Here is a 22752-nt window from a genome sequence, read left to right as displayed (position 1 = left end):
TGATAAAATTATTAGGTGTGTTAAAAACCGCTGTCCTGATGGGAGGAAGGCGAATGGCAGGACAAGATTGCCCTTCTAAGCGGGTGGTTGGAGCAAAGCAGACTTTAAAAGCAATAATGAATTGCAATGTACTTCAGGTTTACATTGCAAAAGATGCGGAAGAACATGTTACTAAAAAAATAAAAGAGCTATGTGAAGAAAAATCAATTAAAATACTGTACATCGATACTATGAAAGAACTTGGGGTAATGTGTGGTATTGATGTAGGTGCCGCTACTGCAGCGGATATTATAGGTGAAAAGAAATAATTACCCCTTTTAGGGGGTAATTATTTCTTGATTTATTTGGAAGGAGGTGCGAAGATGCCAACGATAAATCAATTGGTAAGACAAGGGAGAAAGCCAGTAAAATATAAATCTGCTGCTCCAGCTTTAGAGGGTAATCCTCAAAAAAGAGGTGTTTGTGTAGTAGTAAAAACTACAACTCCTAAAAAGCCAAATTCAGCACTACGAAAAATAGCAAGGGTAAGGTTAACAAATGGTACAGAGGTTACAGCGTACATCCCTGGTATAGGTCACAATTTACAGGAACACTCTGTAGTTTTAGTAAGAGGTGGAAGGGTTAAAGACCTCCCAGGTGTAAGGTATAAGATAATAAGAGGAGCCCTTGATGCTGCTGGTGTTGCCAATAGAAAGCAAGCTCGTTCGAGATATGGCGCTAAAAAGCCTAAAAAGTAAAAAAAGAGTGAAATAGAACTATAAAGGTATTTAGTAGAGTTAATTATTGTAAAGTTTTTACACAAAAGGAGGGAAAAGGATGCCGAGAAAAGGTCATGTAGAAAGAAGAGAGGTCCTTCCTGATCCTGTATATAATAGTAAAAAAGTTTCAAAACTAATTAATAAGGTAATGTGGGATGGCAAAAAGAGCTTAGCTCAAAAAATTTGTTATGGAGCTTTTGACATAATAAGAGAAAAGACAGGAAGAGATCCTCTTGAAGTTTTTGAAGAAGCTTTAAATAATGTTATGCCTGTTCTTGAAGTAAGGCCTCGAAGAGTAGGTGGTGCCACTTACCAAGTTCCTATGGAAGTAAGGCCTGAAAGAAGGCTTTCTCTCGGAATAAGATGGCTTGTAGAGTATGCAAGGCAAAGAAGTGGTAAATCTATGATGGAAAAATTAGCAGCGGAGATAATAGATGCTGCAAATAATACTGGAGGAAGTGTTAAGAAGAGAGAAGATACCCATAAAATGGCAGAAGCTAATAAAGCCTTTGCTCATTATAGATGGTAATTGTTTATAGGGGGTAGTGAATCTAGGGTACAAGAAAGGAGGATGGAAGATGCCAAGAGACTACAGCTTAGATAAAGTTAGGAACATTGGTATTATGGCGCATATAGATGCAGGAAAAACCACTACTACCGAGCGAATACTTTTTTATACAGGGAAAGTTCATAAGTTAGGAGAAGTCCACGAAGGTACTGCTACAATGGACTGGATGGTACAAGAGCAGGAAAGAGGTATAACTATAACTTCTGCGGCTACTACTTGTTATTGGAAAGGGCATAAAATAAACATTATTGATACGCCGGGACACGTGGACTTTACTGTAGAAGTTGAAAGGTCTCTTAGAATATTAGACGGAGCCGTTGCGGTTTTTTCTGCAAAAGAGGGTGTTGAACCTCAATCTGAAACTGTATGGAGACAGGCTGATAAGTATCATGTTCCAAGAATTGCCTATGTAAATAAAATGGATATAATAGGTGCTGACTTTTTTAATGTAATAAAAATGATAAAGGAGAGATTGGGAGCTAATCCTGTAGCTATACAAATTCCTATTGGGAAAGAAGATACCTTCAGAGGCATTGTAGATTTAATTAAAATGGAAGCCATAATATATGAAGATGATCTGGGTACTGTAATGGATGAGACTGAAATACCTGAGGACTTAAAAGATTTAGCCGAAGAGTATAGAGAAAAACTATTAGAAGCGGTTTCTGAACAAGATGAAACTATTTTAGAAAAATATTTAGAAGGGAAAGAAATAACTGAAGAGGAGATTCACAAAGCCTTAAGAAAAGGAACTATAAATGGTGAATTAGTACCAGTTGTCTGTGGTTCTTCCTATAAAAACAAAGGAATTCAACCTATGTTGGATGCGATAGTAAGATATCTTCCTTCTCCAATCGACTTGCCACCTGTAAAAGGTATGGCATTAAACACAGGAGAAGAGATAGAGAGAAAAGCTGACGATTCAGAGCCTTTTTCAGCGTTAGCATTTAAAATTATGGCGGACCCTTATGTAGGTAAACTTGCTTTTTTTAGAGTATATTCAGGAACTTTGAATGCGGGCTCTTATGTGTTAAATTCTACAAAAGGTAAAAAAGAAAGAATAGGAAGAATCCTGCGAATGCATGCAAATCACAGAGAAGAAATTGATGCTGTATATACAGGTGATATAGTTGCAGCAGTTGGACTAAAAGATACTACAACAGGAGATACCCTCTGTGATGAGAATCATCCAATACTCTTAGAATCAATGGATTTCCCAGAACCAGTTATTTCTGTTGCTATAGAGCCTAAGACTAAAGCTGCTCAAGAAAAAATGACTATGGCTTTATTGAAACTAGCTGAAGAAGACCCAACCTTTAAAACATATACTGACCAAGAAACAGGGCAGACAATAATAGCTGGTATGGGAGAATTGCACTTAGAGATAATTGTTGATAGGCTAAGAAGAGAGTTTAATGTTGATTGCAATGTAGGTAAGCCTCAAGTTGCTTACAAAGAGACTATCACTAAACCTGTTAAAATTGAAGGTAAATTTATCAGGCAGTCTGGTGGACGCGGTCAGTATGGCCATGTTTGGTTGGAGATGGAACCTGCTCCAAGAGGAGAAGGCTATACATTTGAAAACCGTATAGTAGGAGGAGTTATTCCAAAAGAATATATTCCTGCAGTTGACGCAGGTGTTCAAGAAGCTATGCAAAACGGTGTTCTTGGAGGATACCCTGTTATCGATGTAAAAGTGGCATTGGTAGATGGTTCTTACCATGAAGTTGACTCCTCAGATATGGCATTTAAAATAGCAGGTTCTATAGCGTTTAAGGAAGGCATGAAAAAGGCAAACCCTGTTCTTTTGGAACCTATTATGAAAGTGGAGGTTGTGGTTCCGGAAGAATACATGGGAGATATAATAGGAGATATAAATTCACGTCGTGGAAGAGTTGAAGGAATGGAAGCAAGGGCTGGAGCCCAAGTTATAAGAGCATTTGTGCCACTTGCTGAAATGTTTGGATATGCTACTGATTTAAGGTCAAAAACTCAAGGAAGAGGAACTTACACTATGCAGTTCCATCATTATGAGGAAGTTCCTAAAAATATTACTGATCAAATATTAGAAAAGAAGTAAAGGAGGAAAAGAGGATGGCGAAGCAAAAATTTGAGAGGAAGAAGCCCCACGTAAACGTAGGGACGATAGGTCACGTAGACCATGGTAAGACGACATTGACAGCAGCGATAACGATGGTATTATCGAAGGCAGGGATGGCAGAAGCTAAGGGATATGATGAGATAGACAAGGCACCAGAGGAGAAAGCAAGGGGAATAACGATAAACACGACTCACGTAGAATATGAGACAGAGAAGAGGCACTATGCACATGTAGACTGTCCAGGTCACGCAGACTATGTAAAGAACATGATAACAGGGGCAGCGCAGATGGACGGGGCGATATTGGTAGTATCAGCAGCAGATGGTCCGATGCCCCAGACGAGGGAGCACATATTATTAGCGAGGCAGGTAGGAGTGCCATATATAGTAGTATTTTTAAACAAAGCAGACATGGTAGACGATCCAGAATTAATAGAATTAGTAGAGATGGAAGTAAGGGAATTACTAAACGAATATGAATTTCCAGGGGATGACACACCGATAGTAGTAGGGTCGGCATTAAAGGCATTGGAATGCGGATGTGGCAAGAGAGAGTGCGAATGGTGCGGGAAGATATGGGAGTTAATGGATGTAGTAGACGAATATATACCGACACCGGAGAGAGACATAGACAAGCCATTTTTGATGCCAGTAGAGGACGTATTTACGATAACAGGAAGGGGGACTGTTGCGACAGGGAGAGTAGAGAGAGGGAAGGTAAAGGTAGGAGACGAAGTAGAGATAATAGGATTGACGACAGAATCGAGGAAGACAGTAGTAACAGGGGTAGAGATGTTCAGGAAGACGATGGATGAAGCGCAAGCAGGTGACAACATAGGGGTATTATTAAGAGGAGTACAGAGGGACGAAGTAGAGAGAGGGCAAGTATTAGCGAAGCCAGGGACGATAAAGCCGCACACGAAATTTGAGGCGCAAGTTTACGTATTGACGAAAGAAGAGGGAGGAAGGCACACACCATTTTTCAATGGATACAGGCCACAATTTTACTTTAGGACGACAGACGTGACAGGGGTAATAAACTTACCGGATGGAGTAGAGATGGTGATGCCAGGGGACCATGTAACGATAAAAGTAGAGTTAATAACACCGATAGCGATGGAAGAAGGTTTGAAGTTTGCTATAAGAGAAGGCGGCCGTACAGTAGGTGCTGGCGTCGTGTCAGCTATCATAGAATAGCATCATATTTTTGTGCTAATAGCAGCTGCTATTAGCACAAAAATATTGATATGTCAAGTCTTGCAATGATTTAGAACTTGAGATAAAATATTAAAGCTGGTTTGTAGGTAAGATTTTTTTTTGACAATAAAACGCCTGGATATGTGGATATATAAAAGTGTTGAGGATTGATAGAAGGAGGGAAAGTAAAATGCCCAAGCAAAAAATTCGCATACGTTTAAAGGCTTTTGACCATGCTATTTTAGATCAATCGGCTCAAAAGATAGTGGAGACTGCAAAGAGGACAGGTGCTGAGGTTTCTGGGCCTATTCCATTGCCAACAGAAAAAGATATAATAACCATTTTGAGAGCTCCTCACAAATATAAAGATTCAAGAGAGCAATTTGAGATAAGAACTCATAAGAGATTAATTGATATTTTGAACCCAACACCTAAGACAGTAGATGCTCTTATGAGATTAGATTTACCATCTGGTGTAGATATTGAAATAAAACTGTAAAAGGCAGCAAGTGAAAAAGCAAGAAAATAAAAAAGAAATTAAGACGCAAATGCGTCCGCTGATTTCAGGAGGTGGATAAAATAATGAAAAAAGGTATTTTAGGTAGAAAACATGGGATGACACAAATATTTAATGAAAAGGGTGAAGTCATTCCAGTAACAGTGATTGAAGCTGGTCCTTGTGTTGTTGTTCAGAAAAAAACCGTTGAGGCTGATGGATACAATGCTATTCAAGTGGGTTTTGGAGATGTTAAAGAGAAAAGACTTACAAAACCTTTAATAGGACATTTTAAAAAAGCAGGAGTGCCTTTTAAAAGGTATTTAAGGGAGTTTAGGCTAGATGACATAAGTGGATATGAAGTAGGGAGCGAAATAAAGGTAGATATTTTTAAACCAGGAGATAAAGTAGATGTAACAGGTATTTCAAAAGGTAAAGGCTTTGCAGGTGTTGTAAAAAGATATGGGGCTAATAGAGGACCTATGTCTCACGGTTCCAAATATCATAGAAGAGTGGGTTCGATGGGTGCTACCACAGACCCAGGAAGAACTTTTAAAGGAAAAATTATGCCTGGGCATATGGGACATGAAAGAGTGACTATACAAAACCTCGAAGTTGTAAAAGTTGACCCTGAATTAAACTTATTGTTAGTAAAAGGATCAGTGCCAGGACCTAAAGGTTCCTTGCTCATTATAAAAGATTCTGTAAAGAGCAAGTGATGAAAGGAGGAAGAAAGATGCCTAAGGTAGCGGTTTACAACGTAAAAGGGGAACAGGTAGGAGAAATAGAGCTAAAGGATTCAGTTTTTGGCGTACCGGTAAATGTTCCTGTTATGCATGAAGCTGTGTTAAATTATTTGGCAAATCAAAGGCAAGGTACCCATTCGACAAAGACCCGCGGTGAAGTTCGTGGCGGTGGAAGAAAGCCTTGGAGACAAAAGGGAACAGGAAGAGCACGTCAAGGAAGCATAAGAGCTCCTCAATGGATTAAAGGAGGCATTGTCTTTGGGCCAAAACCAAGAGATTACAGCTATAAATTGCCTAAAAAAGTAAAAAGATTAGCTTTAAAATCTGCTCTTTCATCTAAAGTTAGAGATAACGAGATAATTGTATTAGATGAATTCAAATTAGATCAGCCAAAGACTAAAAAAGTTGTTGAGCTTCTTAAGAATTTTAATGTTGATAGTGCGTTAATAGTAGTACCTGAAGGGGAAAAGAACGTAGAACTTTCAGCAAGAAATATACCAGGGGTAAAAACTTTATATGCTAATTATTTGAATACCTATGACATTTTAAAATACGACAAGTTTATCATAACAAAAGATGCCGTGGGCATAGTCGAGGAGGTGTACGCCTAATGGAGGCACGCGACATTATAATACGCCCAGTAATAACTGAAAAAAGCATGAACCTCATGAGTGAGAGAAAATATACTTTTATTGTGGATAAAAGAGCAAATAAAATTCAAATAAAGAAAGCTGTAGAAGATATATTTGGTGTGAAAATTGATAAAGTGTATACAATGAATTATAAGGGAAAGCCAAAGAGAATGGGAAAATATGAAGGAAGGACAGAAGCTTACAAAAAAGCAATAGTTAAACTTACTCCAGACAGCAAAGGTATCGAATTCTTCGAAGGATTGCAGGCATAATTTTAGATTAAGGAGGGAAAGAAATGGGAATAAAATCTTTTAAGCCGACATCTCCCGGCAGACGTCAAATGACAGTATTGACTTTTGAGGAAGTTACTAAGGATAAACCAGAGAAATCCTTAGTTGTTACTTTAACTAAAACAGGTGGAAGAAATGTATATGGAAGAATTACTGTCAGACATCGCGGTGGCGGACATAAGAGAAAATATAGGATTATAGATTTTAAAAGAGATAAGGACGGAATACCCGGAAAAGTAGCTGCTATTGAGTACGATCCAAATAGAACAGCTTATATTGCACTTATACATTATTTAGATGGAGAAAAAAGATATATCATTGCTCCTTATGGACTAAAAGTAGGGGATATAATAGAGTCTGGGGAAAATGTAGACATCAAAGTAGGGAATGCTTTGCCTTTGAGAAATATTCCTGTAGGTACAATAATCCACAACATTGAGCTTATACCAGGAAAAGGTGGACAATTAGTGAGAGCGGCAGGTACAGCGGCGCAGCTTATGGCTAAAGAAGGGGATTATGTTCAAGTTAGAATGCCTTCAGGAGAAATTAGATTGATAAAGGCTGACTGTCGTGCAACCATTGGACAAGTATCAAATTTAGACCATGAAAATGTAAAGATAGGTAAAGCAGGAAGGTCAAGATGGCTTGGAATAAGACCGACTGTTAGAGGTTCAGCTATGAATCCGGTTGACCATCCACATGGTGGTGGTGAGGGTAAAGCGCCTATCGGACATCCGGGTCCACTTACACCATGGGGCAAGCCTGCATTGGGTTATAAGACACGTAAGAAAGGTAAAGCTTCGGATAAATTCATAATAAGAAGACGCAAATAGTTAGTGAAAGGAGGTCAATGCCTTGAGCAGATCTGTAAAAAAAGGTCCCTATGTTGATCCAAAACTTCTTAAAAAGATTGTTGAAATGAATAAAAAGAATGAGAAAAAAGTAATTAAAACATGGTCAAGAAGTTCAACTATTGTGCCAGAAATGGTTGGACATACAATAGCTGTTCATGACGGCAGAAAGCATGTACCTGTATATATAACTGAAGCGATGGTTGGGCACAAGTTAGGAGAATTTGCTCCTACTCGAACCTTCCACGGACATGCTGATACTGAAAAAACTTCCAAAGTTAAATAGGCAAAGGAGGAGATAACGTGGAGGCAAGGGCAATAGCGAGATATGTAAGAATTTCGCCTCGAAAGGTAAGATTAGTTCTTAACCTGATTCGTGGCAAGCATGTAGATGAAGCCTTAACTATTTTAAGGTTTACTCCCAAAAGAGCCTCAGGTATAGTTGCCAAGGTACTTAAATCAGCCATTGCTAATGCTGAAAATAACCATGGAATGAATAGAGATAATCTTTATGTAGCAAAGGCTGTGGCAGATGAAGGACCTACAATGAAGAGAGTTTTCCCAAGAGCGATGGGAAGAGCAGATATTATTAGAAAGAGAACTAGTCATATAACGATAGTCGTGAAGGAAAAAGAATAAAGGAGGGATATGCGTGGGCCAAAAGGTACATCCATATGGACTTAGAGTTGGAGTTACACAAGATTGGCTAGCTAAGTGGTATGCTGATGACAAAAATTTTTCAAAACTCTTAATAGAAGACATTAAAATAAGAAACTATATAAAAGAAAAGCTGTATACAGCTGGGATTCCTAAAATAGTTATTGAGAGAGCTTCCAATAGAATAAAAATAGATATTCATGCTGCAAAACCGGGAATGGTAATTGGCAAAGGTGGAACAGGCATTGACAAGTTAAGAGAAGAATTGGAAAAGATGACCAATAAGACAGTTATCCTTAATATTGTGGAAGTCAAAACTCCTGAACTTAGTGCGCAATTAGTAGCTGAGAATATTGCAGCTCAAATTGAAAAAAGGATATCCTATAGAAGGGCTATGAAACAAGCCATAGCAAGAGCGATGAAATTGGGTGCTAAGGGTATCAAGATTGCTTGTTCAGGCAGACTTGCTGGTGCGGAAATTGCTCGTACTGAAAGGTATCATGAAGGGATTGTGCCACTTCAAACTTTAAGAGCGGATATTGACTATGGCTTTGCAGAGGCAAACACCACTTATGGGAAAATAGGAGTAAAAGTTTGGATAAATAAAGGAGAGATACTGCCACAGCCTAAAAAGCAGGTAACTGCGGAAGGAGGTAAGTAAAACATGTTAATGCCAAAAAGAGTAAAATACAGAAAACAACAGCGAGGCAGAATAAAAGGAAATGCTACTCGTGGTAATACTCTGACTTATGGAGAATATGGGTTGCAAGCGCTGGAACCTGGTTGGATTACAGCCACCCAAATTGAGGCAGCTAGGGTTGCAATGACGAGGTTTATAAAAAGAGGCGGGAAAGTGTGGATAAAAATTTTCCCTGATAAGCCTGTTACTAAAAAACCTGCCGAAACTCGTATGGGTTCAGGGAAAGGGTCACCAGAATTTTGGGTAGCAGTTGTAAAGCCAGGTAGAGTTCTTTTTGAAATAGCTGGGGTATCAGAAGAAGTTGCAAAAGAGGCTTTAAGGCTTGCAATGCATAAACTGCCTATAAAGACAAAGTTTTTAAAACGTGAAGAATTGGGTGGTGAAGATAATGAAAGCTAGAGAAATAAGAGAGCTTACCAATGAGGAATTGCTTCAAAAGCTTTCTGACTTAAAAGCAGAACTTTTTAATTTGAGGTTTCAACTTGCTACCGGTCAATTAGATAATCCTATGAGGATAAGAGATGTTAGAAAAACAATTGCTAGAATAAAGACAATTTTGAGAGAGCGGGAATTAGGGGTTAGACAAAATAAAGCATAAGGAAGGAGGGTATTCACTTGGAAAGAGGCCACAGGAAGGTTAGAATTGGGACAGTCGTAAGCAATAAAATGCAAAAAACTATTGTAGTTGCTGTAGAAGACAGAGTAAGACATCCTCTTTATGGAAAGACAATAAAAAGAACCAAAAAGTTCAAAGTTCACGATGAAAATAATGTATGCAATGTTGGAGATATAGTAAAGATAATGGAAACAAGACCACTTAGCAAAGAAAAAAGATGGAGATTAGTTGAAATAGTTAAAAGAGCTGAATAATTTGAAAGGAGGTAAACTCAAATGATTCAACCTCAAACTCGATTGAAAGTAGCAGATAATACAGGTGCAAAAGAAATTATGTGTATTCGCTTAGAGGGCGGTTCAAATAGAAAGTTTTCAAATGTAGGAGATGTAATAGTTGCTTCTGTAAAAAGTGCAACACCCGGTGGTGTTGTAAAAAAAGGGGAAGTTGTTAAGGCGGTAATTGTAAGGACTAAGAAGGGGATTGCTCGAAAAGATGGCACTTATATAAGATTTGATGACAATGCTGCAGTTATTATACGAGATGATAAACAGCCAAGAGGTACGCGTATTTTTGGACCAGTCGCAAGAGAATTAAGAGAAAAAGATTTTATGAAAATTATATCTTTGGCTCCTGAAGTGCTTTAAGGAGGGTTGAAAATGGCACAAAATAAATTACACGTAAAAAAGGGAGACATGGTTGTAGTAATTTCAGGTAAAGACAAAGGGAAAAAGGGTAAAGTATTACAAGCTTTTCCTAAAGAAGGCAAAGTAATTGTAGAAGGTGTCAATATTGTTACAAAACACAGGAAATCGACAAGTCCGCAAAAACCAGGTGGAATAATTCACCAAGAGGCGCCAATTTACAGTTCGAAGGTTATGCTCTATTGTGAAAATTGTGGAAGAGGAGTTCGTTATGGGGTTAAAATCCTCGAAAATGGCGAAAAAGTACGTTACTGCAAGAGGTGCAATGAAACGCTATAATTATAATTATAAAAGGAAGGAGGCTCATTATGTCCAGGCTTAGAGAAAAATACGAAAAAGAGGTTGTGCCAGCGCTTATGGAACGTTTTGGCTATAAAAATATAATGCAGGTTCCTAAAGTTGAAAAAGTTGTTATAAATATAGGTGTGGGTGAGGCAAAAGAAAATCCTAAAGCGCTGGAAGCAGCAGTCAATGATTTGACAATGATTGCGGGGCAAAAACCAGTTATCACAAGAGCTAAAAGGTCAATCGCAAATTTCAAAATTCGTCAAGGAATGCCAATTGGAGTAAAAGTTACTTTGCGCGGGGAAAGAATGTATGAATTTATGGATAAACTTTTCAATATAGCTTTGCCTCGTGTGAGAGATTTCAAAGGAGTTTCTCCTAATTCTTTCGATGGAAGAGGAAATTATGCCTTAGGAATTAAAGAGCAGTTAATTTTTCCTGAAATTGACTATGATAAGATAGATAAGATAAGAGGGATGGATATAATTATTGTTACAACTGCTAAAACTGATGAAGAAGCGAAGGGATTGTTAGAACTTTTAGGCATGCCATTTGCAAAGTAAAGGAGGGTAAAATTATATGGCAAGGAAGGCTTTGATAGTAAAGCAGCAAAAGCCTCAAAAATACAAGACGAGAGAATACAATAGGTGCAAAATTTGTGGCAGACCTCATGCGTACTTGAGGAAATTTGGAATGTGCCGCATATGCTTTAGAAAGTATGCCCATCAAGGGATGATACCAGGTGTTAAAAAAGCAAGTTGGTAAAAGAGGGGAGGTAGTACAATGGTAATGACAGATCCTATAGCAGATATGTTAACACGAATAAGAAATGCGAATATAGCAAGACATGAAACAGTGGAAATACCTGCTTCAAACATGAAAAGGGCTATTGCAATGATTATGCTAAAAGAAGGGTTTATAAAATCAGTAGAAGAAATAGATGATGGAAAAGGTGGCATTCTCAAACTAACATTAAAATATGGGCCTAACAAAGAAAGAGTTATATCTGGTTTGAAAAGAATAAGCAAACCAGGTTTGAGAGTATATGCGAGACACGACGAATTACCACGGGTATTAGGAGGGTTAGGAATAGCAATTATATCAACTTCAAAAGGTATTATGACAGATAAGGAAGCAAGAAAAGCAGGGGTTGGAGGAGAAGTTATTTGCTACATTTGGTGATTTCAATAAGGAGGTGTGGTCAGTGTCTAGAATAGGAAAATTGCCTATAGATATACCAAAAGGGGTAGAGGTCAAAGTAACTCCTGACAATGTAGTTACTGTAAAAGGAAGCAAAGGTAATCTAGAAAAAAAGTTTCCGTCGATTGTAAACATAGAAGTAAAAGATAATCAAGTGATTGTAACGCGAAAAGGTGATGACAAGGAAGAAAAAGCAATGCACGGAACTACAAGAGCAATAATTGCAAATATGATAAAGGGCGTGACTGAAGGATTTGAAAAAGTTTTGGAAATTGTAGGGATTGGATATCGTGCTGCGAAACAAGGGAAGAAGTTAGTATTGAATGTGGGGTATTCTCATCCGGTAGAAATAGAAGAAGAACCTGGAATTGAAATTATTGTGGAAGGAAATAACAAGATAATTGTAAGAGGTGCAGACAAGGAAAAAGTTGGCCAGGTTGCTGCAAACATCAGAAGAGTTCGTGAACCTGATGCTTATCAGGGCAAGGGCATAAGATATGCAGGAGAAGTTGTAAGATTAAAAGAAGGCAAAACTGGTAAGAAGTAAGGGGTGAGATGATGATTACAAAGCCAAATAGGAACGAATTAAGAAAAAGACGTCATTTAAGAGTAAGAAAAAAAGTTTTTGGAACACCAGAAAGACCACGTCTTAATGTTTTTAGAAGTTTGAAACACATTTATGCGCAAATTATAGACGATACTAAAGGGTATACTCTTGTTCATGCTTCTACGCTAGATCCTGAGCTTAGAAGTATTGCAAAAGGAGCAAATAAGCAGTCTGCTAAATTGGTAGGAGAGCTGATTGCAAAGAGAGCATTAGAAAAAGGCATAAAAGATGTTGTATTCGACAGGGGTGGCTATATTTATCATGGTGTAGTAAAAGAATTAGCAGATGCTGCACGACAAGCAGGATTAAATTTTTAAACAAGGAGGGAAATGAATGGCTCGAGTTGATTGGACAAAGCTAGATTTAAAAGAAAGAGTTGTTAGCATAAATCGTGTTGCAAAAGTTGTGAAGGGTGGTAAGAATTTTAGATTTAGCGTCACAGTAGTAGTTGGAGACGCTGATAAAGGATATGTAGGAGTAGGAAGAGGTAAAGCTGCAGAAATCCCAGATGCAATTAGAAAAGCTATAGAGGATGCGAAAAAACACTTAATTAAAGTTCCGATTGTAGGAACTACTATTCCTCATGAAGTCATAGGGGAATTTGGTGCGGGAAAAGTACTCTTGAAACCTGCTAGAGAAGGTACTGGTGTTATTGCAGGGGGACCTGTTCGCGCAGTGTTAGAGTCTGCAGGTGTGAAAGATGTTTTGACGAAGTCGCTTGGTTCTTCCAATGCAACTAACATGGTTTATGCGACAATAGAAGGATTAAAAAGGCTGAGAACAGCTGAAGATGTGGCAAGACTCCGTGGAATTCCTGTAAGCCAATTGTTTGAATAAACATAAAAGCAATATAGGAGGTGCAAAGATGAGACTGCACGATTTAAAACCAGCTGAAGGAGCAAGACGTGAAAGAAAAAGGGTAGGAAGAGGAATAGGTTCTGGACATGGTAAAACTTCAGGCAGAGGACAAAAAGGACAAAAAGCAAGAAGTGGCGGTGGAGTGCGTCCGGGCTTTGAAGGAGGCCAAATGCCACTTACAAGAAGGCTTCCCAAAAGAGGCTTTACTAACATATTCAAAAAAGAATATGCAATTGTAAATGTTGGAACTTTAGAAGAAAGATTTGAGGATGGAGCGGTAATTACTCCTGAAGTTTTAATAGAAAGTGGTATAATTAAAGATGTAAAAGATGGGGTTAAGATATTAGGTGACGGAGATTTAAGCAAAAAATTCACTGTTAAGGCTCATAAATTCAGTCAAAGTGCTATTGAAAAAATACAAGCCGGTGGGGGAAAGGCAGAGGTGATTTAAAGTGTTTCAAACCCTTGTCAATGCTTGGAAGGTCGATGATATAAGGAAAAGAATACTTTATACTTTAGGAATGCTAGTGATATTTAGACTAGGGTCCCATATTCCTGTGCCAGGAATTAATCCTGCTCAAATTGCTAATATACTAGGGCAGGGTCAACTGTTTGGTTTTTTTGACATAATTTCTGGAGGTTCTTTCCGTAATTTTACAATTTTTGCTATGAGTATTGTACCTTACATCAATGCTTCAATTATAATGCAACTTTTGACAATAGCAATTCCCTCTCTTGAGCAAATGGCAAAGGAAGGAGAAGAGGGAAGAAAGAAAATTGCTCAGTATACCAGATATTTAACAGTTGTACTTGCCTTAATACAAGCTATAGGAATGACAATTGGGCTAAAAAGTGCAGTTATTAACCCTACATTTTTTAATTTGACGGTCATTGTTATAACTTTGACGGCAGGTACTGCTTTTTTGATGTGGTTAGGTGAAAGAATTACGGAAAATGGGATAGGCAACGGAAGTTCATTAATAATTTTTGCGGGGATAATTTCTAGAATTCCTAACATGATATATCTGACAAGTGAATATATTCACGCAGGTACTGCTAATATTTTTGGTGCTATTGCTTTTGTAGCTGCGGAGTTCATAATGATAGTGTTAATAATCTTAGCTACAGAAGGCCAGAGAAGAATTCCTGTGCAATATGCAAAAAGGGTTGTTGGCAGAAAAGTTTATGGTGGACAAAGTACCCACATTCCTATAAGAATAAACATGGCAGGGGTTATTCCTATTATATTTGCTCTTTCGCTATTACAATTTCCGCAACAATTAGCAACATTTTTCCCACGGTCGTTATTTTACAACTTTGTGCAAAGATGGCTTAGCACAAGTGGGCTAATATACAATATTTTAGATATATTATTGATAATAGGGTTTACTTATTTCTATACAGCAGTAATATTTAACCCGGTAGATGTTTCAGATAACTTGAAAAAATATGGAGGCTTTATCCCTGGAATAAGGCCAGGTAAACCAACTACAGACTATCTCACAAGGGTATTGAATAGAGTTACTTTTGTAGGAGCGTTATTCTTAGCATTTATTGCTACAATGCCAGTAATTTTAATGAATATAACAGGATTGCAGCTTTACTTTGGAGGTACAGCACTTTTAATTGCGGTTGGTGTAGCGCTTGATACTATGAAACAAATTGAAGGACACCTTATTATGAGGAATTATCAAGGATTTTTGAAATAAAAGGGGGAGGATTTATGAGAGTAATACTTTTAGGACCCCCAGGTGCAGGCAAAGGGACGCAAGCTGTGAAAATTGCTAAGGAGTTTGACATTCCTCACATATCTACTGGAGATATTTTTAGACAAAATTTAAGAGACAATACTGACTTAGGGAAACTTGCAAAAGAATACATGGACAAAGGATTATTGGTCCCCGATGAGGTTACGAATAAAATAGTAGAAGATAGATTAGAAAAAGATGATTGTCAAACAGGGTTTTTATTAGATGGTTACCCCAGAAATGTGGCACAGGCTGAGGAATTAGACAGGTTTTTACATGACAAAGGCATTCATTTAGATTGTGTATTAAACATTGAAGTTGACAGAGAAGCTTTAATTGAAAGAATAACAGGTAGAAGAGTATGTCCTAATTGCGGTGCGACTTATCACATAAAGACTTCTCCTCCTGCGGTCGACAATGTATGTGATAAATGTGGTGCACAACTTATACAACGTTCCGACGATAAACTAGAATCAGTTGTAAAAAGATTAGAGGTTTATGAAAGTCAAACTAGGCCTTTGATTGAGTATTATACAAAGAAAAACACTTTAGTGAATATTGATGGAAATAAATCGGTAGAAGAAGTATTTGAAGATATAAAAAAGGCTTTGGGAGACAGAGGCAAATGATATATATCAAGTCTAAGAATGAAATTAATTTGATGAGAACAGCTGGCAAGGTAATAGCAAATCTCTTTGAGGTTTTAGAAAGGGCAATTAAGCCAGGAATTACGACGTTAGAACTTGATAGAATTGCAGAAGAGTTTATAATAAAAAATGATTGTAAACCTGCCTTCAAAGGTTTATACGGTTTTCCTTCTAGTATATGCACTTCAATAAATGAAGAAGTAGTTCATGGAATACCAAGTTTAAGAAAACTTAAAGAAGGCGATATTATAAGTATAGACCTTGGAGCTACCTATAAAGGGTATAATGCAGATGCAGCAAGAACTTTCCCTGTTGGAGAGATATCAGAGGAAGCACAAAAATTGATTGAGGTTACAAAAAATAGCTTTTTTGAGGGTATAAAATATGCAAAAGAAGGGAATAGGTTATCGGATATTTCTCACGCAATACAAACTTATGTAGAAAGACATGGCTTTTCAGTAGTAAGAGAATATGTGGGACATGGAATAGGTATAAAGATGCACGAAGACCCACAGATTCCTAATTTCGGTCCCCCTGGCAGAGGACCTAGATTGAAAAGAGGAATGTGCCTTGCTATAGAACCCATGGTAAATGCGGGACATTATACCGTAAGAACATTAGAAGATAATTGGACAGTAGTGACTGTTGATGGCAGTTTATCTGCCCATTACGAAAATACTATTGTTATTACGGAGGGGGACCCAGAAATACTGACCATTTTATAAGAGGTGAATTTATTAATGGAAGACTTGCAAATTGGTCAGGTAGTGCGGAGCAAAGCAGGTCGCGACAAAGGCAGAGTTTTTATAGTTGTAGGAAAGTTTGATGACCAACACGTTCTTGTAGCCGATGGGGACCTTCGGAAGATAGAAAAACCTAAGAAAAAAAAGTTTAAACATCTTCAGAGGTATAATGACGTGATTTGGCAGATTAAAGAAAAAATTCTAAAGGGCGATAAATTAACTAATGAAGAAATCAGAAAATTTTTAGAACCTTATAAATCCTAAGTCAATAAGGAGGAATGGATATCCTTGGCAAAAGATGATGTTATTGAAGTTGAGGGCACAGTGATAGAGGCTTTACCAAATGCCATGTTTCAAGTACAATTAGATAATGGGCATAAAGTATTAGCCCATGTATCTGGAAAATTGAGAATGAATTTTATACGAATACTTCCAGGAGACAGGGTGACCGTAGAATTGTCTCCTTATGACTTGAGTCGTGGAAGAATAGTATGGCGTGGAAAGTGATAAGGAGGTATTGAAGATGAAGGTGAGACCATCTGTAAAACCTATTTGCGAAAAATGCAAAGTTATAAAGAGAAAAGGTAGAGTTATGGTAATTTGTGAAAATCCAAAGCATAAACAAAAACAAGGCTAGGAGGTGTGAAAATGGCGAGAATTGCAGGCATTGATTTGCCAAGAGATAAACGAGTTGAAATCGCTTTGACATATATCTATGGAATTGGCCGTTCTCGTTCAAATGAGATACTTGCTAAAGCGGGTGTAAATCCAGATACAAGAGTCAAGGATTTAACAGAAGAAGAAGTTTCAAGGCTCAGAGAGATAATTGATAAAGAGTACAAAGTTGAGGGCGACTTAAGAAAAGAAGTTGCCATGAATATTAAAAGGTTAATGGATATAGGATGCTACAGAGGAATAAGACATAAAAGAGGTTTACCCGTAAGAGGTCAAAGAACGAGGACTAATGCTAGAACGAGAAAAGGTCCAAGGAAAACTGTTGCTAAGAAGAAGAAGTAATGATAAGGAGGGGAAATAATGGCTAAAAGAGTAAAAAGAACTGGCAGAAAACGCGAGAAAAAACACGTAGAAAGAGGAATTGCCCATATTCATTCTACGTTTAATAATACTATTGTCACTATAACAGACCCAGCTGGAAATACAATTTCTTGGGCAAGTGCTGGTACGATAGGTTTTAAAGGCTCAAGAAAATCAACTCCTTTTGCAGCACAAATGGCGGCAGAATCAGCTGCAAAATCTGCAATGGATCATGGCATGAAAACTGTAGATGTATATGTTAAAGGACCTGGTGCAGGTAGAGAAGCAGCAATAAGAGCTTTACAGGCTGCTGGCCTTGAGGTAAGTCTTATAAAAGATGTGACTCCAATTCCCCACAATGGCTGCAGACCACCCAAGAGGAGAAGAGTATAAGGAGGTGCGATTATGGGAAGATATACAGGACCAACTTGCAGGTTATGTAGAAGAGAAGGTATGAAATTATATTTAAAAGGAGATAAATGTTATACAGACAAATGTCCTGTTGCAAGAAGAGGATATGCACCAGGACAACATGGACAAGAAAAGAAAAAACTTACTAACTACGGCATGCAACTGCGAGAAAAACAAAAACTCAAAAGGTACTATGGCGTTTCAGAGAGACAGTTTGAAAGGTTCTATGAAGAAGCAGAAAGAATGAAAGGAATTACAGGTGAAAACTTATTGCAGCTTTTAGAAAGACGTCTTGACAATGTAGTGTATAGGCTGGGCTTTGCAGCATCTCGGCCACAAGCTAGACAATTGGTAAGTCATGGACATCTAGAAGTAAATGGTAAAAAAGTTGATATACCATCTTTCTTAGTAAAACCAGGAGATGTAATATCTGTGAGGGAAAAAAGCCGTTCAATGGAATTAATAAAGAATAATTTAGAAGTATCAAGGAACGTACCTGACTGGTTAGAACTCAATAAAGATGCTTTTGAAGGTAGAGTAGTTTCATTGCCGAGAAGAGAGCATATAGATCTACCTATCCAAGAGCACTTGATTGTTGAGTTATATTCTAAGTAATATGGTTATAATCGGTTACCCTCATAAAACAGTTAAAAGGAGGGTTCACAGTGTTTGAAATGATTGAACCAAAAATAGAGATTGTTGAGCAGTCGGAAGATGGGACGTATGGGAAGTTTGTAGTAGAGCCTTTAGAAAGAGGATACGGCATAACTCTTGGAAATTCTTTAAGAAGAGTGCTTTTGTCCTCTCTTCCTGGTGCTGCTCCTAAATCTGTGAAGATAGATGGGGTATTACATGAATTTTCAACCCTACCAGGAGTTAAAGAGGATGTAGTAGAAATTATACTTAACCTTAAAGAAGTTGCTGTTAAATTGCATTCAGATGAACCGGTGGTAGGACGCATAGATGTAGAAGGAAGAGGAGAAGTTACTGCGGGTCATATAAAAGGCAGTGCCGATATAGAGATTTTAAACCCTGATCATCATATAGCTACTTTAAGTGAAGACGGTAAACTCCATATGGAAATTGTGTTTGTTAAAGGAAAGGGTTATGTTCCTTCAGATAAAAACAAAGAGCCTAACCAATCGATAGGCGTTATTCCAGTTGATTCTATTTTTACACCAGTAAAAAGGGTAAGCTACAATGTTGAGAATACTCGTGTAGGGAATGTTACGGACTATGATAAACTTACTTTGGAAGTATGGACAAATGGAGCTATAACGCCTAAAGAAGCTATTAGTATGGCTTCTGACATGTTGATTAAGTACTTTCAAAAATTTATATCTTTTACTGGCGAATACAAAAGCTCAGATATTTTTGTGGACAAACCTGAGAAAAAAGTCGAAAAACCTCTTGATATGACAATTGAAGAATTAGACTTATCTGTAAGGTCATATAATTGCTTAAAGAGAGCTGGAATAAATACAGTGCAGGAGCTCACTCAAAAGACAGAAGAAGAAATGATGAAAGTCAGAAATTTGGGTAAAAAATCTCTAGAAGAGGTTAAACAAAAACTCGAAGCATTAGGACTTAGCTTAAAAAAAGCAGACGAATAAAGGAGGGTTGAAGGTGGGTTACAGAAAATTAGGCCGTCCTTCTGACCAGAGGAAGGCTATGCTTAGAAATTTAGTAACAGACTTTTTGAAATATGGTAAAATAACTACAACGGAGGCACGAGCAAAAGAGGTTCGCAGCATTTCTGAAAAAATGATTACCCTCGGTAAAAGAGGCGATTTACATGCAAGGAGGCAGGCTTTAGCCTATATCTTAGATGAAAGTGTAGTAAAGAAATTATTTGACGAAATAGCACCAAAATACAAAGACAGACAAGGTGGTTACACAAGAATTTTAAAACTTGGGCCTCGTAGAGGAGATGGCGCACCATTAGTAATTATTGAATTAGTGTAAGCAATCGAAGGGGTTAAGTTTGGTGCCGCAACTTAATCCCTATTTTTCATAAAGGAGTTTAACTTAAAAGAAGGTGTCCTTAATGGAACACATAATAACTACACAAAGTTTATCTTTTGAATATCATGCCGAAGAACAAACTCAACACCTAGTTTTAAAGGATATAAATTTACAGTTTGAAAAAGGGCAGTTTATAGGGATAATTGGTCATAATGGGTCAGGTAAATCAACACTTGCTAAACACTTTAATGCACTTTTATTGCCGACAAAAGGGAAGGTTTTTGTAAAAGGAATGGACACCAAAGATACAAATCGTTTATGGGATATAAGACAGACTGCTGGGCTTGTTTTTCAAAATCCAGATAATCAAATAGTAGCAGCTATAATTGAAGAAGATGTAGCATTTGGTCCTGAAAATTTAGGGATTCCACCTGATGAAATAAGAAAAAGAGTTGAATATGCTCTTAAAGCGGTAGGCATGTGGGAATACAAGGATTATCCTCCTCACATGCTTTCAGGTGGCCAAAAGCAAAGAGTTGCCATTGCTGGAATAATTGCAATGAAGCCAGAGTGCATAATTTTAGACGAACCAACGGCAATGCTTGACCCAATAGGAAGAAGAGAAGTCATTTCTACCATAAAAAAGCTCAACAAAGAAGAGAGAATTACTGTAATACTCATAACACATTTTATGGAGGAAGTAGTAGATGCAGATAGAGTTATTGTAATGGATGATGGAAAAATAGTGTTAGATGGTACTCCTAAAGAAGTATTTAAAGAAATTGAGCTTTTAAAAAAGATTGGCCTTAGTGTGCCCCAAGTTACAGAGTTGGCATACCAATTGAAGAGAGAAGGCTTTGACGTCCCTTTAGATATTTTAACAGTAGAAGAAATGGTGGAATTTTTATGCCGATAAAAGTAGAAAATTTAAGCTTTGTGTATAATGAAGGGACGCCATACGCTACTGTTGCTTTAAATGACGTTACTTTTGAAATCCAGGATGAAGAGTTCGTGGGAATCATTGGGCACACAGGGTCGGGCAAATCTACGTTAATACAGCATTTAAATGGGCTTTTAAAACCCACTTCAGGGAAAATATATATAAATGGAGTAGATATAACAGACAAAAAAGTCAATTTGAAAGATGTACGAAAAGAAGTAGGATTAGTTTTTCAATACCCTGAATATCAACTTTTTGAAGAAACCATTTTTAAAGATATAGCCTTTGGTCCTACTAATTTGGGACTTAGCGAAGAAGAAATTGAAAAAAGAGTATATGAAGCAATGGATATTGTTGGAATCAGTAGAGAATTAGCAGACAGATCACCTTTTGAAGTATCAGGTGGCCAAAAACGTAGAATTGCGATAGCAGGAATACTGGCGATGAAGCCTAAAATTTTGATACTAGATGAACCTACTGCAGGCCTTGATCCAAAGGGGAAGGAAGAGATTTTAAACAAAATTAAAGAAATTCATGATAAATATAAGATGATAACAATTTTGGTATCCCATAGCATGGAAGATATAGCTAGATTTGCAGATAAAATAATAGTGATGAACAAAGGAAGAATAGAAATTATTGGGACTCCAAGGGATGTATTTAGAAAAGTTGAAAAATTAGAAAAGATGGGATTAGGGGTACCACAAATAACTTATCTCGCAAGAGAATTACAAAAAAAAGGCGTAGCAATTCCAGAAGATATATTAACAATTGAAGAAGCAAAGAAATATATAATTCGTTATCTCAGGGGGACTAAAAATGTTTAGAAATATAACTATTGGTCAATATATCCCTGGTGATTCGGCAGTTCATAAGTTGGATCCGAGAATTAAAATAATTATCACTTTTATATTTATAGTGGCCATATTCTTTATAAATAAACTTTCAGGTTACCTTTTAGCGGTTCTTTACCTTTATTTGATAATAGCAATTTCTAAAATCCCTTTTAGCTATATTTTAAAAGGATTAAGACCAGTTATTATAATTCTTTTACTGACGGTGAGCTTAAATATGTTTTTTACCCCTGGGGGAACGATATTATATACTTTAGGACCCTTGAAAATTACTACTAATGGGTTGCGGTTAGCTGTATTTATGGGGTTAAGACTCATATTTTTGATTATCGGTACTTCACTACTTACTTTAACTACTTCTCCTATCTCGTTGACAGATGGAATAGAGCATATTTTAAAACCCTTTAGTCGTATAGGTGTACCTGCTCATGAATTAGCAATGATGATGACAATTGCTTTAAGATTTATACCTACATTAATAGAAGAAGCAGAAAAAATCATGAAAGCTCAAATGGCAAGAGGAGCTGATTTTGAAAGTGGCAATATAGTAAAAAGGGCAAAAGGACTAGTGCCTCTTTTAGTACCTCTATTTATTAGTGCTTTTAGAAGAGCTGACGAATTAGCAGTTGCCATGGAATCTCGGTGCTATAGAGGCGGGCAAAATAGAACGCGAATGAAACAGCTTAAAATCCAACCGAGAGATTATCAAGCTTTAGCTGTGACCTTGATAATGGTATTGCTAATTGTATGGAATAGAGTTTGGGCGTGGTAAAAATGAGGAACATAATGATTGTAATAGAATATGACGGGACCAATTATCACGGTTGGCAATACCAAAAGAATTCAGTGACAGTTCAGGAAGTATTGCAAAAAGCAATAAAGAAGGTAACAGGGGAAAAGGTTAATTTAATAGGTGCGAGTAGAACTGATACAGGTGTCCATGCTCTATATCAAGTAGCTAACTTTAAAACTAATACTAAAATACCTGCAGAAAAGTTGCCCTATGCTCTAAACAGTGTATTACCCGATGATATAGTGGTTGTCCAAGCAAAGGATGTGGAAGACTCTTTTCACGCTCGATATAGTGCAAAAAGGAAAAGATACAAATACATTATTCTCAATAGGAAATTTCAAATGCCTACAATGA

The 22752-nt window shown here is 37.3% G+C and carries 40 protein-coding genes (1 of these 40 running past the window's edge); all 40 read left to right on the top strand.

Annotation, left to right across the window (positions count from 1 at the left end):
- The first annotated feature begins 53 nt into the window (after nucleotides 1-53).
- Complete coding sequence (locus tag THYS13_RS07820) at nucleotides 54-308, top strand: ribosomal L7Ae/L30e/S12e/Gadd45 family protein (protein ID WP_042833883.1); 255 nt, start codon at nucleotides 54-56, stop codon at nucleotides 306-308.
- A gap of 54 nt (nucleotides 309-362) precedes the next feature.
- The gene (rpsL, locus tag THYS13_RS07815; protein WP_003868702.1) at nucleotides 363-737 is read left to right on the top strand and encodes a 30S ribosomal protein S12; all 375 of its coding nucleotides are present in this window, start codon (nucleotides 363-365) and stop codon (nucleotides 735-737) included.
- Nucleotides 738-816: 79 nt separating this feature from the next.
- On the top strand, nucleotides 817-1287 hold the full coding sequence (gene rpsG / locus THYS13_RS07810; RefSeq protein ID WP_029687739.1) for a 30S ribosomal protein S7: 471 nt from the start codon (nucleotides 817-819) through the stop codon (nucleotides 1285-1287).
- Between the two features lie 49 nt (nucleotides 1288-1336).
- Nucleotides 1337-3406 carry an elongation factor G gene (gene fusA, locus THYS13_RS07805; RefSeq protein WP_042833882.1) on the top strand — a complete coding sequence of 690 codons (2070 nt, stop codon included), beginning with the start codon at nucleotides 1337-1339 and terminating at the stop codon, nucleotides 3404-3406.
- 14 nt (nucleotides 3407-3420) lie between these two features.
- Entirely contained in the window at nucleotides 3421-4623 is a 1203-nt protein-coding gene (tuf, locus tag THYS13_RS07800; RefSeq protein ID WP_042833881.1) for an elongation factor Tu, read from the top strand.
- Nucleotides 4624-4813: 190 nt separating this feature from the next.
- The gene (gene rpsJ, locus THYS13_RS07795) at nucleotides 4814-5122 is read left to right on the top strand and encodes a 30S ribosomal protein S10 (RefSeq protein ID WP_003868559.1); all 309 of its coding nucleotides are present in this window, start codon (nucleotides 4814-4816) and stop codon (nucleotides 5120-5122) included.
- An 83-nt stretch (nucleotides 5123-5205) separates the two neighbouring features.
- On the top strand, nucleotides 5206-5838 hold the full coding sequence (gene rplC / locus THYS13_RS07790) for a 50S ribosomal protein L3 (protein ID WP_042833880.1): 633 nt from the start codon (nucleotides 5206-5208) through the stop codon (nucleotides 5836-5838).
- Nucleotides 5839-5855: 17 nt separating this feature from the next.
- Nucleotides 5856-6476 (top strand): 50S ribosomal protein L4, encoded by a 621-nt coding sequence (gene rplD / locus THYS13_RS07785; protein WP_003868561.1) that lies wholly within the window; start codon nucleotides 5856-5858, stop codon nucleotides 6474-6476.
- On the top strand, nucleotides 6476-6769 hold the full coding sequence (gene rplW, locus THYS13_RS07780; RefSeq protein WP_042833879.1) for a 50S ribosomal protein L23: 294 nt from the start codon (nucleotides 6476-6478) through the stop codon (nucleotides 6767-6769). The genes rplD and rplW overlap by 1 nt, the downstream gene beginning before the upstream one ends.
- A gap of 23 nt (nucleotides 6770-6792) precedes the next feature.
- Nucleotides 6793-7620, top strand: coding sequence for a 50S ribosomal protein L2 (gene rplB, locus THYS13_RS07775; protein ID WP_003868563.1), 828 nt, complete (start codon nucleotides 6793-6795; stop codon nucleotides 7618-7620).
- A gap of 22 nt (nucleotides 7621-7642) precedes the next feature.
- Complete coding sequence (rpsS, locus tag THYS13_RS07770) at nucleotides 7643-7924, top strand: 30S ribosomal protein S19 (RefSeq protein WP_003868564.1); 282 nt, start codon at nucleotides 7643-7645, stop codon at nucleotides 7922-7924.
- 17 nt (nucleotides 7925-7941) lie between these two features.
- Complete coding sequence (gene rplV, locus THYS13_RS07765) at nucleotides 7942-8277, top strand: 50S ribosomal protein L22 (RefSeq protein WP_029687939.1); 336 nt, start codon at nucleotides 7942-7944, stop codon at nucleotides 8275-8277.
- 13 nt (nucleotides 8278-8290) lie between these two features.
- Nucleotides 8291-8956 carry a 30S ribosomal protein S3 gene (gene rpsC / locus THYS13_RS07760; RefSeq protein WP_029687940.1) on the top strand — a complete coding sequence of 222 codons (666 nt, stop codon included), beginning with the start codon at nucleotides 8291-8293 and terminating at the stop codon, nucleotides 8954-8956.
- Nucleotides 8957-8959: 3 nt separating this feature from the next.
- The gene (gene rplP, locus THYS13_RS07755; protein ID WP_003868567.1) at nucleotides 8960-9394 is read left to right on the top strand and encodes a 50S ribosomal protein L16; all 435 of its coding nucleotides are present in this window, start codon (nucleotides 8960-8962) and stop codon (nucleotides 9392-9394) included.
- Nucleotides 9384-9593 carry a 50S ribosomal protein L29 gene (gene rpmC, locus THYS13_RS07750; protein ID WP_042833878.1) on the top strand — a complete coding sequence of 70 codons (210 nt, stop codon included), beginning with the start codon at nucleotides 9384-9386 and terminating at the stop codon, nucleotides 9591-9593. Before rplP ends, rpmC begins: the two co-directional genes overlap by 11 nt.
- Nucleotides 9594-9610: 17 nt before the next feature.
- Nucleotides 9611-9865 carry a 30S ribosomal protein S17 gene (gene rpsQ / locus THYS13_RS07745; protein ID WP_003870258.1) on the top strand — a complete coding sequence of 85 codons (255 nt, stop codon included), beginning with the start codon at nucleotides 9611-9613 and terminating at the stop codon, nucleotides 9863-9865.
- A 21-nt stretch (nucleotides 9866-9886) separates the two neighbouring features.
- Nucleotides 9887-10255, top strand: coding sequence for a 50S ribosomal protein L14 (gene rplN / locus THYS13_RS07740; RefSeq protein WP_003868570.1), 369 nt, complete (start codon nucleotides 9887-9889; stop codon nucleotides 10253-10255).
- Nucleotides 10256-10267: 12 nt separating this feature from the next.
- Nucleotides 10268-10591 (top strand): 50S ribosomal protein L24, encoded by a 324-nt coding sequence (rplX, locus tag THYS13_RS07735; protein WP_029687942.1) that lies wholly within the window; start codon nucleotides 10268-10270, stop codon nucleotides 10589-10591.
- Nucleotides 10592-10620: 29 nt separating this feature from the next.
- The gene (gene rplE / locus THYS13_RS07730; protein ID WP_029687943.1) at nucleotides 10621-11160 is read left to right on the top strand and encodes a 50S ribosomal protein L5; all 540 of its coding nucleotides are present in this window, start codon (nucleotides 10621-10623) and stop codon (nucleotides 11158-11160) included.
- Nucleotides 11161-11176: 16 nt separating this feature from the next.
- A complete protein-coding gene (locus tag THYS13_RS07725; RefSeq protein ID WP_003868573.1) occupies nucleotides 11177-11362 on the top strand; it encodes a type Z 30S ribosomal protein S14 in 186 nt (61 codons plus the stop codon).
- Nucleotides 11363-11380: 18 nt separating this feature from the next.
- A complete protein-coding gene (gene rpsH, locus THYS13_RS07720; protein WP_003868574.1) occupies nucleotides 11381-11779 on the top strand; it encodes a 30S ribosomal protein S8 in 399 nt (132 codons plus the stop codon).
- A gap of 22 nt (nucleotides 11780-11801) precedes the next feature.
- Nucleotides 11802-12344, top strand: coding sequence for a 50S ribosomal protein L6 (gene rplF / locus THYS13_RS07715; protein WP_042833877.1), 543 nt, complete (start codon nucleotides 11802-11804; stop codon nucleotides 12342-12344).
- Nucleotides 12345-12355: 11 nt separating this feature from the next.
- The gene (gene rplR / locus THYS13_RS07710; RefSeq protein WP_029687946.1) at nucleotides 12356-12721 is read left to right on the top strand and encodes a 50S ribosomal protein L18; all 366 of its coding nucleotides are present in this window, start codon (nucleotides 12356-12358) and stop codon (nucleotides 12719-12721) included.
- Between the two features lie 16 nt (nucleotides 12722-12737).
- Nucleotides 12738-13241 (top strand): 30S ribosomal protein S5, encoded by a 504-nt coding sequence (rpsE, locus tag THYS13_RS07705; protein ID WP_042833875.1) that lies wholly within the window; start codon nucleotides 12738-12740, stop codon nucleotides 13239-13241.
- 28 nt (nucleotides 13242-13269) lie between these two features.
- On the top strand, nucleotides 13270-13713 hold the full coding sequence (gene rplO, locus THYS13_RS07700) for a 50S ribosomal protein L15 (RefSeq protein ID WP_042833874.1): 444 nt from the start codon (nucleotides 13270-13272) through the stop codon (nucleotides 13711-13713).
- Nucleotide 13714: 1 nt separating this feature from the next.
- On the top strand, nucleotides 13715-14971 hold the full coding sequence (gene secY, locus THYS13_RS07695) for a preprotein translocase subunit SecY (protein ID WP_042833873.1): 1257 nt from the start codon (nucleotides 13715-13717) through the stop codon (nucleotides 14969-14971).
- A 14-nt stretch (nucleotides 14972-14985) separates the two neighbouring features.
- Complete coding sequence (locus THYS13_RS07690) at nucleotides 14986-15639, top strand: adenylate kinase (RefSeq protein ID WP_042833872.1); 654 nt, start codon at nucleotides 14986-14988, stop codon at nucleotides 15637-15639.
- Nucleotides 15636-16382: a type I methionyl aminopeptidase gene (gene map, locus THYS13_RS07685; RefSeq protein ID WP_042833871.1), complete on the top strand. Its 747-nt coding sequence runs from the start codon at nucleotides 15636-15638 to the stop codon at nucleotides 16380-16382. Before THYS13_RS07690 ends, map begins: the two co-directional genes overlap by 4 nt.
- A 15-nt stretch (nucleotides 16383-16397) precedes the next feature.
- The gene (locus THYS13_RS07680) at nucleotides 16398-16664 is read left to right on the top strand and encodes a KOW domain-containing RNA-binding protein (protein WP_042833870.1); all 267 of its coding nucleotides are present in this window, start codon (nucleotides 16398-16400) and stop codon (nucleotides 16662-16664) included.
- Nucleotides 16665-16688: 24 nt separating this feature from the next.
- The gene (gene infA / locus THYS13_RS07675) at nucleotides 16689-16907 is read left to right on the top strand and encodes a translation initiation factor IF-1 (protein WP_003870248.1); all 219 of its coding nucleotides are present in this window, start codon (nucleotides 16689-16691) and stop codon (nucleotides 16905-16907) included.
- Nucleotides 16908-16923: 16 nt separating this feature from the next.
- A complete protein-coding gene (rpmJ, locus tag THYS13_RS07670) occupies nucleotides 16924-17037 on the top strand; it encodes a 50S ribosomal protein L36 (RefSeq protein ID WP_003373491.1) in 114 nt (37 codons plus the stop codon).
- 11 nt (nucleotides 17038-17048) lie between these two features.
- Nucleotides 17049-17417, top strand: coding sequence for a 30S ribosomal protein S13 (gene rpsM / locus THYS13_RS07665; protein WP_042833869.1), 369 nt, complete (start codon nucleotides 17049-17051; stop codon nucleotides 17415-17417).
- 18 nt (nucleotides 17418-17435) lie between these two features.
- The gene (gene rpsK / locus THYS13_RS07660) at nucleotides 17436-17828 is read left to right on the top strand and encodes a 30S ribosomal protein S11 (protein ID WP_042833868.1); all 393 of its coding nucleotides are present in this window, start codon (nucleotides 17436-17438) and stop codon (nucleotides 17826-17828) included.
- Nucleotides 17829-17840: 12 nt separating this feature from the next.
- Nucleotides 17841-18461, top strand: coding sequence for a 30S ribosomal protein S4 (rpsD, locus tag THYS13_RS07655; RefSeq protein WP_042833867.1), 621 nt, complete (start codon nucleotides 17841-17843; stop codon nucleotides 18459-18461).
- Between the two features lie 50 nt (nucleotides 18462-18511).
- The gene (locus THYS13_RS07650) at nucleotides 18512-19459 is read left to right on the top strand and encodes a DNA-directed RNA polymerase subunit alpha (protein WP_042833866.1); all 948 of its coding nucleotides are present in this window, start codon (nucleotides 18512-18514) and stop codon (nucleotides 19457-19459) included.
- Nucleotides 19460-19472: 13 nt separating this feature from the next.
- Nucleotides 19473-19811 (top strand): 50S ribosomal protein L17, encoded by a 339-nt coding sequence (rplQ, locus tag THYS13_RS07645; protein ID WP_042833865.1) that lies wholly within the window; start codon nucleotides 19473-19475, stop codon nucleotides 19809-19811.
- 82 nt (nucleotides 19812-19893) lie between these two features.
- Nucleotides 19894-20727: an energy-coupling factor transporter ATPase gene (locus THYS13_RS07640; RefSeq protein WP_042833864.1), complete on the top strand. Its 834-nt coding sequence runs from the start codon at nucleotides 19894-19896 to the stop codon at nucleotides 20725-20727.
- Nucleotides 20718-21578 (top strand): energy-coupling factor transporter ATPase, encoded by an 861-nt coding sequence (locus THYS13_RS07635; protein WP_042833863.1) that lies wholly within the window; start codon nucleotides 20718-20720, stop codon nucleotides 21576-21578. Before THYS13_RS07640 ends, THYS13_RS07635 begins: the two co-directional genes overlap by 10 nt.
- Entirely contained in the window at nucleotides 21571-22377 is an 807-nt protein-coding gene (locus THYS13_RS07630; RefSeq protein ID WP_042833862.1) for an energy-coupling factor transporter transmembrane protein EcfT, read from the top strand. The genes THYS13_RS07635 and THYS13_RS07630 overlap by 8 nt, the downstream gene beginning before the upstream one ends.
- A gap of 2 nt (nucleotides 22378-22379) precedes the next feature.
- Nucleotides 22380-22752 carry the 5' portion of a tRNA pseudouridine(38-40) synthase TruA gene (gene truA / locus THYS13_RS07625; protein WP_042833861.1) on the top strand. Its footprint extends 362 nt past the window's final position, so the window shows 373 of its 735 coding nt (coding positions 1-373); it begins with the start codon at nucleotides 22380-22382; the stop codon falls past the right edge of the window.

It is taken from the genome of Thermoanaerobacter sp. YS13 (assembly GCF_000806225.2).
GTDB classification, from domain to species: domain Bacteria; phylum Bacillota; class Thermoanaerobacteria; order Thermoanaerobacterales; family Thermoanaerobacteraceae; genus Thermoanaerobacter; species Thermoanaerobacter uzonensis.
This window is presented reverse-complemented; position numbering and strand designations above follow the sequence as displayed.

What these genes read in the sequence shown, in the direction of transcription:
- THYS13_RS07820 (WP_042833883.1), top strand. Translation starts at nt 54, where the DNA reads ATGGCAGGACAAGATTGCCCTTCTAAGCGGGTGGTTGGAGCAAAGCAG.
- rpsL (WP_003868702.1), top strand. Translation starts at nt 363, where the DNA reads ATGCCAACGATAAATCAATTGGTAAGACAAGGGAGAAAGCCAGTAAAA.
- rpsG (WP_029687739.1), top strand. Translation starts at nt 817, where the DNA reads ATGCCGAGAAAAGGTCATGTAGAAAGAAGAGAGGTCCTTCCTGATCCT.
- fusA (WP_042833882.1), top strand. Translation starts at nt 1,337, where the DNA reads ATGCCAAGAGACTACAGCTTAGATAAAGTTAGGAACATTGGTATTATG.
- tuf (WP_042833881.1), top strand. Translation starts at nt 3,421, where the DNA reads ATGGCGAAGCAAAAATTTGAGAGGAAGAAGCCCCACGTAAACGTAGGG.
- rpsJ (WP_003868559.1), top strand. Translation starts at nt 4,814, where the DNA reads ATGCCCAAGCAAAAAATTCGCATACGTTTAAAGGCTTTTGACCATGCT.
- rplC (WP_042833880.1), top strand. Translation starts at nt 5,206, where the DNA reads ATGAAAAAAGGTATTTTAGGTAGAAAACATGGGATGACACAAATATTT.
- rplD (WP_003868561.1), top strand. Translation starts at nt 5,856, where the DNA reads ATGCCTAAGGTAGCGGTTTACAACGTAAAAGGGGAACAGGTAGGAGAA.
- rplW (WP_042833879.1), top strand. Translation starts at nt 6,476, where the DNA reads ATGGAGGCACGCGACATTATAATACGCCCAGTAATAACTGAAAAAAGC.
- rplB (WP_003868563.1), top strand. Translation starts at nt 6,793, where the DNA reads ATGGGAATAAAATCTTTTAAGCCGACATCTCCCGGCAGACGTCAAATG.
- rplP (WP_003868567.1), top strand. Translation starts at nt 8,960, where the DNA reads ATGTTAATGCCAAAAAGAGTAAAATACAGAAAACAACAGCGAGGCAGA.
- rpmC (WP_042833878.1), top strand. Translation starts at nt 9,384, where the DNA reads ATGAAAGCTAGAGAAATAAGAGAGCTTACCAATGAGGAATTGCTTCAA.
- rplN (WP_003868570.1), top strand. Translation starts at nt 9,887, where the DNA reads ATGATTCAACCTCAAACTCGATTGAAAGTAGCAGATAATACAGGTGCA.
- rplX (WP_029687942.1), top strand. Translation starts at nt 10,268, where the DNA reads ATGGCACAAAATAAATTACACGTAAAAAAGGGAGACATGGTTGTAGTA.
- rplE (WP_029687943.1), top strand. Translation starts at nt 10,621, where the DNA reads ATGTCCAGGCTTAGAGAAAAATACGAAAAAGAGGTTGTGCCAGCGCTT.
- THYS13_RS07725 (WP_003868573.1), top strand. Translation starts at nt 11,177, where the DNA reads ATGGCAAGGAAGGCTTTGATAGTAAAGCAGCAAAAGCCTCAAAAATAC.
- rpsH (WP_003868574.1), top strand. Translation starts at nt 11,381, where the DNA reads ATGGTAATGACAGATCCTATAGCAGATATGTTAACACGAATAAGAAAT.
- rplR (WP_029687946.1), top strand. Translation starts at nt 12,356, where the DNA reads ATGATTACAAAGCCAAATAGGAACGAATTAAGAAAAAGACGTCATTTA.
- rpsE (WP_042833875.1), top strand. Translation starts at nt 12,738, where the DNA reads ATGGCTCGAGTTGATTGGACAAAGCTAGATTTAAAAGAAAGAGTTGTT.
- rplO (WP_042833874.1), top strand. Translation starts at nt 13,270, where the DNA reads ATGAGACTGCACGATTTAAAACCAGCTGAAGGAGCAAGACGTGAAAGA.
- THYS13_RS07690 (WP_042833872.1), top strand. Translation starts at nt 14,986, where the DNA reads ATGAGAGTAATACTTTTAGGACCCCCAGGTGCAGGCAAAGGGACGCAA.
- map (WP_042833871.1), top strand. Translation starts at nt 15,636, where the DNA reads ATGATATATATCAAGTCTAAGAATGAAATTAATTTGATGAGAACAGCT.
- THYS13_RS07680 (WP_042833870.1), top strand. Translation starts at nt 16,398, where the DNA reads ATGGAAGACTTGCAAATTGGTCAGGTAGTGCGGAGCAAAGCAGGTCGC.
- rpmJ (WP_003373491.1), top strand. Translation starts at nt 16,924, where the DNA reads ATGAAGGTGAGACCATCTGTAAAACCTATTTGCGAAAAATGCAAAGTT.
- rpsM (WP_042833869.1), top strand. Translation starts at nt 17,049, where the DNA reads ATGGCGAGAATTGCAGGCATTGATTTGCCAAGAGATAAACGAGTTGAA.
- rpsK (WP_042833868.1), top strand. Translation starts at nt 17,436, where the DNA reads ATGGCTAAAAGAGTAAAAAGAACTGGCAGAAAACGCGAGAAAAAACAC.
- rpsD (WP_042833867.1), top strand. Translation starts at nt 17,841, where the DNA reads ATGGGAAGATATACAGGACCAACTTGCAGGTTATGTAGAAGAGAAGGT.
- THYS13_RS07640 (WP_042833864.1), top strand. Translation starts at nt 19,894, where the DNA reads ATGGAACACATAATAACTACACAAAGTTTATCTTTTGAATATCATGCC.
- THYS13_RS07635 (WP_042833863.1), top strand. Translation starts at nt 20,718, where the DNA reads ATGCCGATAAAAGTAGAAAATTTAAGCTTTGTGTATAATGAAGGGACG.
- THYS13_RS07630 (WP_042833862.1), top strand. Translation starts at nt 21,571, where the DNA reads ATGTTTAGAAATATAACTATTGGTCAATATATCCCTGGTGATTCGGCA.